Below are 14,399 nucleotides of genomic sequence, written 5' to 3'. Positions count from 1 at the left end.
GGCCGGGTCCGGGGCGACGGAATATCCGCACGCCCGGGCGCCTTGAAGCAGCATCGGGACAAGACTTCGAAACTCCGGGAGGCGTGCATGGCTCGCAACGAGCTTCGTCCGATCGTGAAGCTTCGGTCCACGGCCGGGACCGGTTTCACCTATGTGACCAGAAAGAACCGGCGCAACGATCCGGACCGGATGACGCTGCGCAAGTACGACCCGGCCGCCGGAAAGCACGTGCTCTTCCGTGAGGAACGCTAAGCGGACCGAGAAACGGTCGATAAGCGGACCGATGAACCGAGCCGCACGAACGATGAGGCGAGAGACGGACGGGCAGTAGGGCACCCGTGAAACGGGCACCCGTGAAACGCGACGGACACACCGCCGCCGAACCGCCCGAACCACCGGGGCCGCGCACCGAAAATGGTACGCGGCCCCTGGTCGTGCCCGATTCGCTACCCGCGCGCCCCCGGTTCGCCCCTCGCGTGCGGACCGCCTTCCACCAGGTCGTCCCACAGGCCCAGGGTGCGCAGCACCTCCGCCCCCCGCGGCCCGGAGGCGGCAAGGCCGGCGACGATCGACTTCCGCAGTTGATTGCGCTCGAAGTCATCGGCGCCGCCGAGCAAGGCAAGCAATTCCGTGCTCAAGGTGAGATCCGCGCCCGCGGCCGAGTCGTGGCGGTCAAGATGATCCACCACCGCCTTGATCTGATCGGGAAATCGGGTCAGCCAGTACGCGACCAGCGCCTCCGGACCCTCTCGAATCAGCGCCCGGTGAAATTCCAACCGCATCCGGGTGAGCCGCTGTTGCTCCTTTTCCAGCGGCACCGCCCAGCGCGCCTGGTCCAGCGCCGCGCGGACACTGTCCGGAATTCCCTCGGCGTGCAGGAACGCACCCACCGGGCGATAGCTGAGCCCGTATTCCGCCAGCACCATCGGGTGGGCCAATGCGGCGTCGAGTTCGTCCTGGAGTCGACCCTCGTCGGCGTCGTGCACTCCGGCCGTCGCCTTGCGGATGCGATTCTCCACGTCGCGGCAAATGAAGGAGAAGGCGTCGACGGGGCGATGCAGCGCAACCGCCTTGGCGTCGTGTACCCACCAGTGCAGCTGCACCTGCACTCGACAAACGCGCTCCCCGTCCGGTCCGACCCGCAGTTCGAAGTCACGGATGTCGGCGAACTCGCGCGCCGCCACCCACCACAGCTCGGGGGCCCTGCGCACCTCCGCGAAGGTCGGCGTCGGGCGCGCGCTCGACGGCACCACCAGCACGTGATCGGCATGCAGCCCCAGCCGATGGCGAAGCCAGGTCAGGCCGCGCGAGCCGGTGGCGGGCCGGACCAGGAAGGTGTGGTGGTCGGTCATGCGCTTGCTCCCCCGTTCGTCGGGACCGGCGGCTCCTCGAACGCGTTGATGGCGGGTTCGAGCACCGCGATGTCGATCACGTCGCCGTTGGGCAGGCCCTCGTGGGCCAGCCGGGTCAGGTCGTACGCGAGGCGTTCCAGGCCGTAGCCGCGCCCGGGCCGAAACAGCAGCGCGAAGGTCTCCCGCAGGGCCGCGGCGCGCTCCCGGTCACCGCGGGTGGAGCCGAGGAGCGTGGTGAACATCCGGGCCACCACGGCGTATCCGTCCCGATCGCGGACCGCGAGCCGGATCACCGCGAGGAACCGCTCACCGGTCAGCAGTTCGCCGTCGGCGTCCTCGCCGACCAGCGCGGCCGCCATCTCGGCGGCGGCCGTCGCCTCTTCCCAGTCCTCCACCCGCTCCAGCACCGACTCCGCGCGCATGCCGTCCCGGCACAGCGCCACGATCCCCTCCCGAGCCGCCGCCGCCACCGCACGATCCCCGGTCCGGGCGAGGCGGAGCAGGTCGGTCAACGTGCGGCCGGGATAGACCGACGCCAGCCCCGGGTACGCCCGGGCCGCCATCAGCCGCAGCCCCGAGCGGGTGGTGTCCCGGCTCCAACTCGTCAGCAGGTGCTGCACCTGGGTGGCCACGACCGCGTCCTGAGCCGCCGTCTTCAACGCCGGCACCGCCATCGCGCGCTTGGCGTCGTCGTCCCGGACCCAGCGCAGCACCGGCGCCAACGGCCGGTGCCCGCGGCCGGTGGCGATGAAGTCGCCGGCCGCCCGGGCGGCGACCCGGTGGACGTCCAGCGGATGCCGTGGGGTCGCGGCCAACCAGTCCAGGAGCGGGTCGCGCAGGTCCGGATACACGTCCCAGATGTGCGCCCGCACCGACGCCGCCCAGTGCGGCCGGTTGAAGCCGACCACGTCGAGCCGGTAGCGGGCGCCGCCCCGGGTCGCGTCGGCGGGCGCCGAGGTCGCGTTGATCGACTCCAGCCGGGCCGCGCGGTCCCGAGGCGGCCAGCCGTCGAGCGGTTCGCCGTCCGCGATCGGCAGGTGCTCGGCCAACGTCTCGCGCAGCGCCGTCGCCCGCTCGGTGACGATGCCGTAGTCCTGCCCCTCGAAGACCGCCGCCGCGATCATCAGCGCCCAGTCCGCGCGCCCGGGATTGGCGCGCAGCCAGCCGGCCACGGCCGCGTGGTCGCGATCGCGCAGCGCGGTCAACACCTCGGTCCTGGTGAACCTGCCGTCGGCCAGATCGGCCAGGTCGCCGGCGATGGTCGCGGCCCGGTCCGGCCGGCCGCCGTCGGCGCGCACCAGTTCGGCGATGTCCTCGTCGACCAGGTCCAGATGCCGGCGCTCCCAATCCCGACCCAGGTGGTGGGCGAGGTGGCTGTGCAGCACCTGGAGCGGATCGGGCCGTTCGCACGGCACGTGCCAGGGCGCCCAGAGCGCGAGCACCGGCGCGGTGGCGACCGCCGTCACCACCAGCACGCTGTCCCGCTCGGCCAGACGGCGGCGCAACATTTCGAGGTCGTGGCGGGTGTAGCCGGCCAGCAGGTCCGCGGCGGCGGAGTCGATCACGTAGCCCCGGCCGCGCTGGATCCGGCGGGTCATCAGGTCCTCTTCGGGGTCGAGCGCGATCACCTTCTCGACGTACTGGTCCTGCATCAGGTGCAGGGCCAGCGTGCGCTTTCCCGACTCCGCCTCGCCGGTCAGCAGGATCAGATGCCGCGCCATCATGCTGCGGGCGCGCAGGTATCCCTTCGGCGGCACGAACGTGCGGCAGACCAGATCGCTCTCCTCCTTCCAGATCGGACCCTCCCGCGCCTGCCGCGGCCGGCTCGCGGTGCCGGGGCCGCCGGCGGCGGTCATGTCCCCGAACATCCGCGATCCGAAGACGTGGTTCCCGGTCGTGCCGTTGAAGTTGACGATCACCGTCGTGGCCGCGTCCAGGAGCGCGAACTCCTCGTCGGCCCACGCTTCGTCGCTCTGCTCCGGGTCGAACTGCCGCCGATCCCCGCCGACTTCGTCGCCCTCGCGCGGTGGTCCGCCGTCGCCCGAGGCGACCGGGTCGAGCGGTCGCTCGTCGGAGACGCCCATCTCACACACTCCGCGGCGGTCCGCCGAAGCGCGGCTCATGCTTGTCCCGGTCCGGAGCGGCCTGCGCGAACGCCTCCGGAGGCGCCGCGCCGACGGCCTCGCGAACCTTGGGTGACGGCACGTCCCGGTGGTGCATGAACTTCTCGGCGTCCACGGCGAACAACGCCCGGATCGACGGCACATCGGACACGGATTCCCCCTCGGTGAGTGTGTGACCACGCTGGGCTCGACTGGTCCACCGTGCCGCAGCACCTGCTGCGGCGCGGCGTACTTTTGCCCTCCGCTCAGGATTCGCCGGCTCGATCCGCCGCCAGGAGAGCCAACAATTCGGCATCTACGCTGACGAATCGGCGCGCGACGTCGTCGGAGCCCGCGCCCACCTCGCGCAACCGGACCACGGACTCGACCGCCGGCGCGGCCGTGGCCGAGGCCCCGAGTCGGGCGGCTCGGTCGCGGCGGGCGGCTCGGAAATGGTTCGACAACGGCCCGGTGGCTGTGGCGATAGTCGCGGGTGTCGAACCGCCTTCGGCTGCCCTCGTGGGCAAGCCGCACCTACCTGCTGCAGACCGGGGCCACCTTCATCACCGGCCTGGGCAATTCCGGATCGTTGATCGCGGCGGCGTTCGCGGTGCTGGCCGCCGGTGGCAGCGGGACCGGCGTCGGGTTCGTGGCCGCCGCGCGGACCCTGCCGCTGGTGGGGTTCCTGTTGCTGGGCGGGGTGATCGCGGATCGTTTCCCCAGGCATCACGTCATGGTGCTCGCCAACGTCGCGAATGCGCTGTCCCAGGGGGCCTTCGGGATCTATGTGCTCACCGGCGGCACCGAACTGTGGGTGATGATGGTGCTCTCCGGCATCGGCGGTGCTGCGCACGCGCTGTATCTGCCCGCCGCGCAGGGATTGTTGTTCGCCTCGATGGAGGCCGAGCACGCCGGTCCGGCGCTGGCCGCGTACCGGGTCGCGGTGAGCAGTTCGCAGATCGGCGGGGCAGCCCTCGGCGGGGTGCTGATCACCGCGATCGGGCCCGGGGCGGTGCTCGTGCTGGACGCCGTCGGCTTCGTACTGGCCGCCCTGCTCCGCACCTTCATGCGGCTGCCCGCGGCCCAGCCGGCCGAGGACGATCCGATGCTGCGCCAACTCGCGGACGGCTGGCGGGTGTTCGTGGCCCGACGCTGGTTGTGGGGGATCGTCCTGCAGTTCGCGCTGCTCAACGGCATGATGACGGCCGGCGAGACGGTGTACGGGCCACTGGTGGCCGAGGAGCACTGGGGTGCGGCCTGGCCGTGGGGCGTGGCGCTGAGCGCGCTGGGCGTGGGCACCCTGCTCGGCGGCCTCGTCCTGGTCCGCTACCGGCCACGCCGGCTGCTCCGGGCGGGCAACTGGGGGTTGCTGCCGCTCGCGCTCACCTTCGCCGCACTCGCGGTTCCCACGCCGTGGCCGCTGCTCGCCCTGTCGATGTTCGTGTGCGGTGTGGGCATGGAGGTGTTCGGCGTGTGCTGGATACTCACCCTGCGCCAGGAGATCCCGCCCGAGTACGTGGCCCGCGTCTCCGCATACGACTGGCTCGGCTCGATGGCCCTGGCCCCGGCGTGCACCGCCCTGGCGGGCCCCGCGGGCAGCGCCTTCGGCAACGCGAACATGTTGTGGGCCTGCGCCGCGGCGTGCGTCGTGCTCATCCTGGGCGCGTTCGTGATCCCCGAGGTCAGGACGCTGTCCTGGGCGCCGACCGATCAGCGGGTCACCGAGCCGGCGGCCGAGGCCGAGGTGTCCTGAGCCGGCGCCCGCAGCACGACGTCGGCGCCCGGTCACGACCGCCCGACCCTCCCGGTGCACGAACCGGTGTCGGCGGCGCCCCCGGCACTACGCTCGCGGGCATGGTGATCACCATCGATCCGACCTCCGCCGTCGCGCCGTTCGAACAAATCCGGGCCCAGTTGGCCGATCAGGCCCGGGCCGGCACGCTGCCTGCCGGCACCCGGCTGCCCACCGTGCGCGGGCTGGCCGGCGAACTCGGACTCGCGCCCAACACCGTCGCCCGCGCCTACCGAGAGTTGGAGGCGGACGGTGTGATCGAGACCCGGGGTCGCTCCGGGAGCTTCGTCGCCGCCGTCGGCGACACCACACAGCGGGCCGCGAGCGAGGCCGCCCTCGAATACGCGCACCGCGCGCACCGGCTCGGCCTGACCCGCGACGAGGCGATCACGACCGCGCTCGCCGCGTTCGACGCGGTCTACGAGGGCTAGGGTCCGTCTTCCATCCCGCGCCGAGCACCGCGCGGGATCGAAGCCGGGCCCCGGGCCTGTGGTGCCGTCCGAACCCGAGCCGATGACGCCGAACCGGGCCCGGTCGAGCCGTCGAACGCCTGTCCCGCCCGGGCGCCCGGCCCCGCGCGGCGACCCGGAACGGTCACCGTATGTCGCCGGCCGGCACCGGGCGGGCCGGGAAACCGCTACCCGAAAACCTCTGTACGGACGGCCCGAGGCACCGGATCATCGAAATCATGTCGATGCCTCGCCAGACGCCCCGCCCACCGGATGGGGCGCCGAGTTCAGCCGGTGACGACCCCTCAATGCTGCTGCCCTTCGTATTCGGGCTCGATGACGCGGACACCCCGTACGACGCCGTGGACGGACTCGCCCTCGCCGCCTTCCTGACCGGCGCCCAGCCGTGGGCCCGGACCACCCGCCTGGACCGGGTCAAACCCGGCGCCCGACTCGTGCCCCGCGGTGCCAGGGTGGTGCGCGCCGTCGAGGAGGACGACCGCTCCTCCCAACTCGCCGTCGGCGACGGCTGGACCCTGCGCTCGGTCCGCTGGCGCAGCGGCGGCGGCGAGGTGACCGTGACCGCCGTCGACGAGAAGGTCGGCCGCGCGGTGTTGAAGAAGGCGGTCAAGGGTGCGGTGGCCGATCCGCCGCCCAAGGACGAGGCCGTCGCGATGGGCTTTTGGTACTTCTCCGCCCGGCGCGGGCCGTATCGCACCACCAGGGCGATCACCGCCGCGCCGTGGGAGGACATCCGCCGCAACTACACCGCGCCGACCGCCGGCGCCTTCGATCGGCTGATGAAGATCACTCCGGACGACGTGTCCGGCCGGCTGATCCTGCTGCACGGCCCGCCCGGCACCGGCAAGACGACGGCGCTGCGTGCGCTGGCCCGCTCGTGGCAGGACTGGTGCCGGATGGACTGCGTGCTCGACCCGGAGGCGCTGTTCGGTGACACCGGCTATCTGATGGACGTCGCGATCGGGCGCGGCGACGAGGACGAGGAGTCGCACGACAAGTCCAAGAAGCAGCGGTGGCGGCTGCTGGTCCTGGAGGACTGCGACGAACTGATCCGGGGCGAGGCCAAGCGCTCGGCCGGTCAGGCGTTGTCCCGGTTGCTGAACCTGACCGACGGGCTGCTCGGGCAGGGCCGCAACGTGATGGTCGCGATCACCACCAACGAGAACCTCGGCCGGTTGCATCCGGCGGTGGTCCGCCCGGGTCGGTGCCTGGCCCAGATCGACGTCGGCCCGCTGGACTTCACCGAGGCGCGCGAGTGGCTGGGCACCGCCGACGGCATCGGCACCCAGGCCACCCTCGCCGAGTTGTACGCGCTGCGCAACGGCGCGGCACCGGTGGAGGTCGAACGACCGCAGCACGGCGGCGAGGGGTTGTACCTGTAGCGCGCCCGACCCGTCGCCCGCCCGAGCCGCGGCGCACCCGCGCCCGAACGCGCCCGCTCTCGGAGCCCACCGACGGCCTCCGAGAGCGGGCGAGCCGATCCCGGGCCCTGTCCGGCGGATCTCGGCGGGCCGCGCGGATCCGCCGGGCAGGCCCTAGACGTCCAGGTCCACCACGACCGGCGCGTGGTCGCTGGTGCCCTTGCCCTTGCGGGCCTCGCGGTCGACGTACGCGTCGGTGACCGAGGTGGTGAACGGCGCGTTGCCGTAGACCAAGTCGATCCGCATGCCCTTGTTCTTCGGGAAGCCCAGTTCGCGGTAGTCCCAGTAGGTGAACGGGACGTCGTACTTGAGCGCCCGGGGCATCACCTCGCGCAGCCCGACCCCCTCCAGCGCGGTGACCGCGTCCCGCTCGGCCTGCGTCACGTGCGTGGAGTTCTCGCCGAACAGCGAGATGTCCCACACGTCCCGGTCGGTGGGCGCGACGTTGAAGTCGCCGAGCACGGCGAAGGGTCGCGGGCCCGCCGCATCCGTGGCGACCGCGGCGCGCAGCGCGGTCAGCCACTCCAGCTTGTAGGCGTAGTGCGGGTTGTCCACCTCGCGGCCGTTGGGCACGTAGACCGACCACACGCGCACGCCGCCGCAGGTCGCGGAGACCGCCCGGGCCTCGTGCGGCCCGTCCACCTCCGGGAAGCCCGGCCCCGCCTCCAGGCCGAGGGTGACGTCCGCCAGGCCGACCTTGGACAACACCGCGACGCCGTTCCAGCGCCCGCCGGCGTTGACGGCCGACTCGTAGCCGATCTCCTGAAGCTCCTTGGTCGGGTATGCCTCGGCCGTGGACTTGAGCTCCTGTAGGCACACCACATCGGGCGCGGCCCGCTCCAGCCACTCGAGGAGCTTGGGCAGCCGGGCCCCGATCGAGTTGATGTTCCAGGTGGCGACCCTCATGCGAACCTTCCAGAGCGGACGACGGCTTTCGGACCCGCCGGATCGACCGGACGCGTCCGCAGTCATTCTCCCTCGTCGGGGTGACACGACCGGTGCGCACCGGGCGGGTCGGATGCGGTAGGCATGGGGGATGGACACCACTCCCCCGACCCGTTCCGACCTCGCCGACCTGACCGCCGCGCTCGTCGCGTTCTCCGCGGAGCGGCACTGGCAGCCCTTCCACACGCCGAAGAACCTGGTGATGGCGCTGAGCGTGGAGGCGGCGGAGTTGGTGGAGATCTTCCAGTGGCTGACCCCGGAGCAGGCCGCCGACGTGATGTCGGACCCGGCGCGCGGCGAGCACGTCCGGGAGGAGATCGCGGACGTGCTGGCCTACCTGCTCGGGCTCGCGGACCGGCTCGGCATCGACCCGGCGCAGGCGCTGCGGGACAAGATGGTCAAGAACGCGATCAAGTACCCGCCGGGCGCCCCGGGGCTGTAGGGCGGGTCTTCGAGGCCGTGCGGCGGATCTTCGATGCTCCGCCCGGTGCCGCTAGGACCGGCGCAGCCGGATCCAGCGCCGTGCACGGCCGATCCCGTGCGCGGCGCGTGGCTCGTGTCCGCCCGGCTTCGCGCCGACCGCGACCACGAGTCGGGTCTGGGTGCGCGGGGCGTCGGGTTCGTACGGCAGGGCGCCGAGGTCGCCGGGCAGCCCGTCGACCGCGGACCGGGCGCCTTCGATCGGCTCCGGTGTGCCTGCCCGCGGCTCCCGGATCGCACCGATTGCGGCGGTCTCGGCGAGCGCGCCGATCCGGCAGCCCTCGGCCGGGTCCGGTGTGCCCGCCCGCTGCTCCGGGATCCTGCCGATCCCGGCGGTTTCGGTGACGTGGTCGACGTCGACGTGTGGCATTTCGATCTCAGGCATCGCGTACTCCCCCGGAACATGCGTCCACGGCGCGGCGGTCCCGCCGCACCTCGGCCGGCGTGCCCTCCGCAACCACGCGGCCGGATTCCAACACGGTGACCCGATCGCACAATGCGTCGACGAAGTCGATCTTGTGGTCCACCACCAACAGCCCCACACCGTCCGCCGCGACGCCGCGCAGGAGCAGCAGCAGGGTGTCCGTCTCGCGCTCGTTCAATCCGGCGCTCGGCTCGTCCAGGATCAGCACCCGAGGCACCGCCACCATCCCGCGCGCGATGTCCAGCAACCGCCGTTCGCCGTAGGTCAGTACGTCCGCACCGCGTTCGGATCGACCCCGCGCGCCGGCCCGATCCGGGGTGACCCGGGTGCCGAACTGCCGTTCCTGCTCGACCCGCGCCATCAGCGGGCGGGACAACCAGGCCGCGAGCAGACCTCGATGCCGGATGTCCGAGCCGGCGAGCACGACGTTGTCCGCGCCGGAGAGCGCACGAACCGGTTGCGGGGTCTGGAACATCCGGACCAGGCCGGCCCGGCGCGAGCGTTCGGGACTGCCCAGGCGGACCGGCAGCCCGGCCACGAACAGGTCGCCGGTGGCCGGCACCACTCCGGTGATCGCGTTCAGCAGGGTGGTCTTGCCGCTGCCGTGCGGGCCGATCACGCCGACCGCCTCGCCGCGATCCACCCGCACGGACACCTCGTCCACGGCGCGGACCCCGGCGAAGTCCACCCGGATGTCCCGGGCCCGCAGGACGGGTTGGCGGACCTGATCGGAAGCGGTGGCCGGGATCGGTTCGGGTCCGGACGCGTACAGCCGTACCGGGTCAGGCATGGTCGCCCTCCTTCGAATGACCCGGCTCGCGCGCGTGCACGACGGCCGTTCGCGCACGCGTGGCCGGGTCGCTCGAACCCGCGGGCACCGCTTCCCCGAGCGGATCCGCGTACGCCGCGGCGATCGCGGCCGCGGCGAGCCTTGCCTCGGGCCGCCGACCGCACGGCCGTCCGGGCCCCGGGCCGGGGCGCGCATGCGGGCGCGCCCCGGCCTCGGACCCTTCCCCCGGGCGGTGCGCGGGACCGGACGCCATACCTGACACGGCGTCACCCCCCGCCCGCGCACCACCCGTATCGGGGGCCGAACCGGAAGCCGGATCGATGGGCGAACAGGGCTCCCCCGCCCCGTCCGACCACGACCCGGATGTATCCGGGGCGGCCCCCGCGCCCCGGTCGGACGCCGACTCCCCTCCTGACCCGGCGTCACCTCCCGGCCACGACACGTTTTCTGTACCGGTTTGGTTCATCTCGTCCCGCCCGATCCGGTCGCCCGGGTCGGGAACAGCCCCTGCGGGCGCGCCACGAACACGGGAATCGGAACCGGACGCGTCGACATCCCCGGGGTGTCACGCAACCGGCGGCCGGTCCACGGGAGTTCCCCCGGGCCGGTGGCCGGGCAGCCGATCGCCGGGTGGGCGACGGCGGCAAGCGGCGCGACGAGGCGGGCCATGAGTCAGGACACGCCTGGTGCGGACGCCGGGAGTTCGGCCGATGCGCTGCCGCGGGCGCCGATCGACGGCGCGGTGCGGGCGGACCGGATCGAGCCGCCCGTACGGGGATTGCCCCCGACGGGTCGCCGAGGTGTTCGCCCTGCCCTCGCGGTGCATGTCGTGTGCACGGCATGCGCCGTGCGTGTCGTCCAACGAGCCATGGGAGCCAACGCCTCTCGCGTCGTCTCCCCGCCCGGCCATCCCCCACGGAGTCCCGGATGCGGCACAAGCTAGACCGCAACCCCCGTCGCCGGCAAGGGTCTTGACAGCGCTTCGGGAACTGGCGTAGAAGGTTCAGCACAATCTAACAAATGTTAGATAGGCAGTCAGGTTCTTCCTTAGGTTCTCCCTGAAGGCAATCCCCCACAGATCAACGGCAACCGCTCCACCTGCGGTTAGGCTGCACAGCACCAAGGCAGCCTCATCCACCCGCCGGACCGAGAACGGGCGCTCATGGCACGCAGGAAGACGGAACCCGAAGCACTTCCGCGCCGGGAGGTGATCCTGTCCGAGGCCGCAACACTCTTCGCTCGCAAGGGTGTTGTCGCGTCGACGGTCCGTGAGATAGCCGATGCGTCGGGCATCCTCGCGGGCAGCATCTATCACTGGTTCGGTTCCAAAGAGGACCTGGTCGACGAGATCCTCACCGCCGCGATGCGCGACCTGTCCACCTGGTATGACGAGGCGTTCGCCGATGCGCAAACGTCGAGCGACCGGCTGCGCGGGCTCGTGCATGCCGCGTTCCGCACCATCGAGCACCACCCCGACGCGGCGACGATGTACGTCCGGGACTACGCGTACCTGGCCACGCTGCCGCGCTTCGCGCATCTGGCGATGGACGGTATGCGCGTCCGCGACCTGTGGCTGAACACCCTCCGCGAGGGGATCGAGTCCGGGGAGTTCCGCGCCGACCTGGACCCGGAGCTGGTCTACCGCTATCTCGCCTATCCGCTGTGGCTGACGGCCGGCTGGAAGTCCGGCGTCGACCGCACCCTGCCCGAATTGGAAGCCCAATTCACGGCGCTCGTACTGGAAGGCGTCACCCCCCGGAACTGACGAGGCGAAGGCCGCCGGCCACGCCGGCGGGAGTGGGGTACTTCGAGCGCTCGCGAAAGGACCACACGATGCACGTCGACGGTTTCGTCGCGCCCGGATTCGCGCCCGTACAGGCCGCGTTCGAGGAGAACTTCGCGCTCCGCGGCGAGGTGGGCGCCGCGCTGGCGGTCCACCTGCACGGGGCGCCCGTGGTGGACCTGTGGGGCGGACTGGCCGAACCGGACGCGGGGCGCAGTTGGGAGCCGGACACCGTACAGGTGGTCTGGTCGGTCACCAAGGGCCTGGTGGCGACGTGCCTGGCGGTGCTGATCGACCGGGGGCTGCTCGATCCCGCGCTGCCGGTATGCCGCTACTGGCCGGAGTTCGCGGCGGCCGGCAAGCGCGACGTGACGGTGGCCCAACTGCTCTCGCACCAGGCCGGGTTGCCGTTCCTGGACGAGCCGATCACGCTCGCCCAGGTGGCCGTGCCGGACGCGCTGGCGGATGCGTTGGCCGCCCAGCGGCCCGCGTGGGAACCCGGTGCGGCGCACGGCTATCACGCGGTGACCTGGGGCTTCTACGCGGGCGAGCTGATCCGCCGGGTGGACGGTCGCACGGTGGGCACGTTCCTGGCCGAGGAGGTGGCCGGCCCGCTCGGCGTGGATGCGCACATCGGCCTGCCCGCGACCGTGGTGCCCAGGCTCGCGCACCTGACCACCCTCGCACCGACGGATCCCGCGCTGCTCGACCTCGGCTCCGACCTCGGCCGGGCGATGCTCGCGCTGCCCGAACTAGCCGCTCCCGGCGCGGATCACGACCCGGACGTACTCGCCTGGGAGGTGCCCTCCGGGCTCGGTGTCACCAACGCCCGGGCGCTGGCCCGGGTGTACGCGATGCTCGCCGGGGGCGGCACGCTGGACGGCGTGCGATTGCTCTCGCCCGCGACCGTCACCGAGGTGACCCGCACGGTGGTCGAGGGCCCGGACCGGATCCTGGGCGAACACACCGCGTTCAGCCTCGGGTTCATGAAGCCGGAGACCGCGTTCTTCGCCGTCTCCACCGACTCCGCCGCATTCGGCCACCCGGGCAGCGGCGGCCCGTTGGCCTTCGCCGACCCGGCATCGGGGCTGGCCTTCGCATACGTGACGAACGGCCAGTCCCCCCTGCACACGGACATGCGGGCACTCGGCCTGATCGACGCGGTACGGGGCTGCCTGGAGCGGTAGCGACGAGCGGGCGCGAGCGCGGCCGGGCGGGCGGAGCGGAGATGCCGCGCTGCCCGGCCGGCGGCGTACGTGTGTCGGCACTTCACGTGCGACGCGCCGGTGACCAACCCGGAGCACCTGGCCGAACAGGTGCCGGCCAAGGCGGTGGCCCGAGCCTGAGCCCGCCGCACGCCGGGTCACTCGTCCGCCGCGCGGCCGGGTCGGGCCGGTCGCTGCGGGGCGGTTGCGTGTGGGGTGGCGGACGCGTAGCGGCCGTGCAACCCGGGCGCGTAGCGGACGTGCATCCCGAGCGCGTAGCGGACGGCCCGACCGTCACCGCGGAGCGGGCATGCGACCCGGCGCGCAACCGGCTCGTCCGCCGCGCGGCCGGGTCGGGCCGGGCGCTGCGGGGCGGTTGCTCGTGTGGTGTGGGGTGGCGGGCGCGTAGCGGACGTGCAACCCGGACGCGTAGCGGCCGTGCAACCCGGACGCGTAGCGGCCGTGCAACCCGGACGCGTAGCGGCCGTGCAACCCGGACGCGTAGCGGCCGTGCAACCCGGACGCGTAGCGGCCGTGCAACCCGGACGCGTAGCGGCCGTGCAACCCGGGCGCGTAGCGGACGGCTCGACCGTGACCGCGGAGCGGGCATGCGACCCGGCGCGCAGACCGGTTCGTCCGCCGCGCGGCCGGTTGCTACGCGGCCGAGGTGCCGGTGAGCGGCGGAACGCACGAGCGAAATGGGGCTGCTTACCCGCGCAACCCAACGGGCGGGAGCGGTGCGCTCGGGAGCGGTGCGCTCGGGAGCGGTGCGCCCGAGCGCGGTGCGCCCGGGAGCGGCAAGCGCTCACCTCAGGGGCGGTCGCGGCGGCCGGCGGCGAGGGTCAGGCCGCCGACGAGCAGCAGGGCGCCGGCCGCCAGGCTCAGCGGCAACAGCGGGGCGGAGCCGGTGTTCGCGACGTGGTCGGTGATGGCTCGGCGGGCGATCACGGCGGGCCCGTCGTGGACCGCCCGCTTGGCGGCGGCGCCGCGGTCCTTGGCCGCGGCGTCACGCGGGCCGGGAGCGCCGGGCCGACGCGGGAGCTTGCCGGGGAACGACGGGGCGCGACCGTCCGCCCGCCGTCGATGCGGTCCGGCTCCGGCCCGATCGGCCCCGGGTCGGGTGGGCGCGCCGGGCGACACCGCCGGCGCGGCGCCCGGCTCGGCGCTGCGGGCGGCATCCGGCAGGCCGGGGCAGTCCGGCCGGCTCGGAGCGCCGCCGAGGGTGCGGGTGCGGTCGCGCAGAAGCGAGGTGAGGTCCGCCTCGTCCGGATCCGTCGCGCTCGAAAGCCTCGGGTCGGGACAGGGCTCCGCAGGGATCGCGTCCATCCCGGGCAGCCGCACGCCCGGCCGGAGCGGCCGGCTCGACGGCAGCGGTGGCAGCGACGGCAACGGGGGCGGGATCGGCCGGCGAAGCGCCTCGGCCGAACTGCGGCCGACCGCCGGCGCGGGTCCGGTGAGCGGCACCGCGGCCCCGACCGGGACCGCGACCGCGCCGAGCACGGCCACGCCGAGCGCGACCACCAGCGACGCCGCCCGCCGGTTTCCGTGTCTGCTCACCCGACCACGCTAGGTCGCCCCGCCCGTCCCCGACGCTCGCCGCGCGTACCGTTCCCTCGTTCGGCCCAACAGCCATCA

General features: G+C 73.0%; 15 protein-coding genes. 7 read left to right on the top strand and 8 right to left on the bottom strand.

Features of this window, described 5'->3' with window-relative positions; genetic code table 11:
* Positions 1–87 precede the first annotated feature (87 nt).
* The gene (gene rpmG, locus ACZOOI_RS19680) at positions 88–252 is read left to right on the top strand and encodes a 50S ribosomal protein L33 (RefSeq protein WP_020550670.1); all 165 of its coding nucleotides are present in this window, start codon (positions 88–90) and stop codon (positions 250–252) included.
* Positions 253–446: 194 nt separating this feature from the next.
* On the opposite strand, the gene ACZOOI_RS19675 is transcribed toward rpmG, so the two are convergent.
* The 3 genes from ACZOOI_RS19675 to ACZOOI_RS19665 are packed head-to-tail and all read right to left on the bottom strand — an operon-like array spanning position 447 to position 3,626.
* Positions 447–1,352 carry a hypothetical protein gene (locus tag ACZOOI_RS19675; protein ID WP_465277088.1) on the bottom strand — a complete coding sequence of 302 codons (906 nt, stop codon included), beginning with the start codon at positions 1,350–1,352 and terminating at the stop codon, positions 447–449.
* The gene (locus ACZOOI_RS19670; RefSeq protein WP_465277087.1) at positions 1,349–3,436 is read right to left on the bottom strand and encodes a hypothetical protein; all 2,088 of its coding nucleotides are present in this window, start codon (positions 3,434–3,436) and stop codon (positions 1,349–1,351) included. Before ACZOOI_RS19670 ends, ACZOOI_RS19675 begins: the two co-directional genes overlap by 4 nt.
* A gap of 1 nt (position 3,437) precedes the next feature.
* The gene (locus ACZOOI_RS19665) at positions 3,438–3,626 is read right to left on the bottom strand and encodes a hypothetical protein (protein WP_465277086.1); all 189 of its coding nucleotides are present in this window, start codon (positions 3,624–3,626) and stop codon (positions 3,438–3,440) included.
* Between the two features lie 321 nt (positions 3,627–3,947).
* Here ACZOOI_RS19665 and ACZOOI_RS19660 point away from each other — a divergent pair, with 321 nt between their 5' ends.
* The 3 genes from ACZOOI_RS19660 to ACZOOI_RS19650 all read left to right on the top strand — a co-directional run bounded on the left by ACZOOI_RS19660 (position 3,948) and on the right by ACZOOI_RS19650 (position 7,098).
* Positions 3,948–5,207, top strand: coding sequence for an MFS transporter (locus ACZOOI_RS19660; RefSeq protein WP_465277085.1), 1,260 nt, complete (start codon positions 3,948–3,950; stop codon positions 5,205–5,207).
* A 101-nt stretch (positions 5,208–5,308) separates the two neighbouring features.
* Positions 5,309–5,677, top strand: a complete 369-nt coding sequence (locus ACZOOI_RS19655) for a GntR family transcriptional regulator (RefSeq protein ID WP_465277084.1) — start codon at positions 5,309–5,311, stop codon at positions 5,675–5,677.
* A 263-nt stretch (positions 5,678–5,940) separates the two neighbouring features.
* Positions 5,941–7,098, top strand: coding sequence for a DUF5925 domain-containing protein (locus ACZOOI_RS19650; RefSeq protein WP_465281239.1), 1,158 nt, complete (start codon positions 5,941–5,943; stop codon positions 7,096–7,098).
* A 153-nt stretch (positions 7,099–7,251) separates the two neighbouring features.
* On the opposite strand, the gene ACZOOI_RS19645 is transcribed toward ACZOOI_RS19650, so the two are convergent.
* Positions 7,252–8,043 (bottom strand): exodeoxyribonuclease III, encoded by a 792-nt coding sequence (locus tag ACZOOI_RS19645; RefSeq protein WP_465277083.1) that lies wholly within the window; start codon positions 8,041–8,043, stop codon positions 7,252–7,254.
* A gap of 130 nt (positions 8,044–8,173) precedes the next feature.
* Here ACZOOI_RS19645 and ACZOOI_RS19640 point away from each other — a divergent pair, with 130 nt between their 5' ends.
* Positions 8,174–8,524: a nucleotide pyrophosphohydrolase gene (locus ACZOOI_RS19640; RefSeq protein WP_465277082.1), complete on the top strand. Its 351-nt coding sequence runs from the start codon at positions 8,174–8,176 to the stop codon at positions 8,522–8,524.
* Between the two features lie 51 nt (positions 8,525–8,575).
* On the opposite strand, the gene ACZOOI_RS19635 is transcribed toward ACZOOI_RS19640, so the two are convergent.
* Entirely contained in the window at positions 8,576–8,947 is a 372-nt protein-coding gene (locus ACZOOI_RS19635; protein WP_465277081.1) for a hypothetical protein, read from the bottom strand.
* Positions 8,940–9,776: an ABC transporter ATP-binding protein gene (locus ACZOOI_RS19630; RefSeq protein WP_465277080.1), complete on the bottom strand. Its 837-nt coding sequence runs from the start codon at positions 9,774–9,776 to the stop codon at positions 8,940–8,942. The genes ACZOOI_RS19635 and ACZOOI_RS19630 overlap by 8 nt, the downstream gene beginning before the upstream one ends.
* Positions 9,777–10,938: 1,162 nt before the next feature.
* Here ACZOOI_RS19630 and ACZOOI_RS19625 point away from each other — a divergent pair.
* Together ACZOOI_RS19625 and ACZOOI_RS19620 are read left to right on the top strand one after the other, a co-directional pair.
* Positions 10,939–11,541, top strand: coding sequence for a TetR/AcrR family transcriptional regulator (locus tag ACZOOI_RS19625; RefSeq protein WP_391582966.1), 603 nt, complete (start codon positions 10,939–10,941; stop codon positions 11,539–11,541).
* A gap of 68 nt (positions 11,542–11,609) precedes the next feature.
* Complete coding sequence (locus ACZOOI_RS19620) at positions 11,610–12,746, top strand: serine hydrolase domain-containing protein (RefSeq protein ID WP_465277079.1); 1,137 nt, start codon at positions 11,610–11,612, stop codon at positions 12,744–12,746.
* A 312-nt stretch (positions 12,747–13,058) separates the two neighbouring features.
* Here the strand turns inward: ACZOOI_RS19620 and ACZOOI_RS19615 are convergent, their stop codons facing one another.
* Together ACZOOI_RS19615 and ACZOOI_RS19610 are read right to left on the bottom strand one after the other, a co-directional pair.
* On the bottom strand, positions 13,059–13,328 hold the full coding sequence (locus tag ACZOOI_RS19615) for a hypothetical protein (protein ID WP_465277078.1): 270 nt from the start codon (positions 13,326–13,328) through the stop codon (positions 13,059–13,061).
* 246 nt (positions 13,329–13,574) lie between these two features.
* On the bottom strand, positions 13,575–14,321 hold the full coding sequence (locus ACZOOI_RS19610; protein WP_465277077.1) for a hypothetical protein: 747 nt from the start codon (positions 14,319–14,321) through the stop codon (positions 13,575–13,577).
* Between the last annotated feature and the right edge of the window lie 78 nt (positions 14,322–14,399).

The organism is Embleya sp. L77, from assembly GCF_055557415.1.
Note: the sequence above shows the minus strand (reverse complement) of the source record. Positions and strands in the feature narration are given on the sequence as shown.

Coding starts and splice junctions, on each gene's coding strand:
- ACZOOI_RS19650 (WP_465281239.1), top strand. CDS start 5,941: ATGCCTCGCCAGACGCCCCGCCCACCGGATGGGGCGCCGAGTTCAGCC.
- ACZOOI_RS19620 (WP_465277079.1), top strand. CDS start 11,610: ATGCACGTCGACGGTTTCGTCGCGCCCGGATTCGCGCCCGTACAGGCC.
- rpmG (WP_020550670.1), top strand. CDS start 88: ATGGCTCGCAACGAGCTTCGTCCGATCGTGAAGCTTCGGTCCACGGCC.
- ACZOOI_RS19635 (WP_465277081.1), bottom strand. CDS start 8,947: ATGCCTGAGATCGAAATGCCACACGTCGACGTCGACCACGTCACCGAA.
- ACZOOI_RS19630 (WP_465277080.1), bottom strand. CDS start 9,776: ATGCCTGACCCGGTACGGCTGTACGCGTCCGGACCCGAACCGATCCCG.
- ACZOOI_RS19670 (WP_465277087.1), bottom strand. CDS start 3,436: ATGGGCGTCTCCGACGAGCGACCGCTCGACCCGGTCGCCTCGGGCGAC.
- ACZOOI_RS19675 (WP_465277088.1), bottom strand. CDS start 1,352: ATGACCGACCACCACACCTTCCTGGTCCGGCCCGCCACCGGCTCGCGC.
- ACZOOI_RS19640 (WP_465277082.1), top strand. CDS start 8,174: ATGGACACCACTCCCCCGACCCGTTCCGACCTCGCCGACCTGACCGCC.
- ACZOOI_RS19625 (WP_391582966.1), top strand. CDS start 10,939: ATGGCACGCAGGAAGACGGAACCCGAAGCACTTCCGCGCCGGGAGGTG.
- ACZOOI_RS19645 (WP_465277083.1), bottom strand. CDS start 8,043: ATGAGGGTCGCCACCTGGAACATCAACTCGATCGGGGCCCGGCTGCCC.
- ACZOOI_RS19655 (WP_465277084.1), top strand. CDS start 5,309: ATGGTGATCACCATCGATCCGACCTCCGCCGTCGCGCCGTTCGAACAA.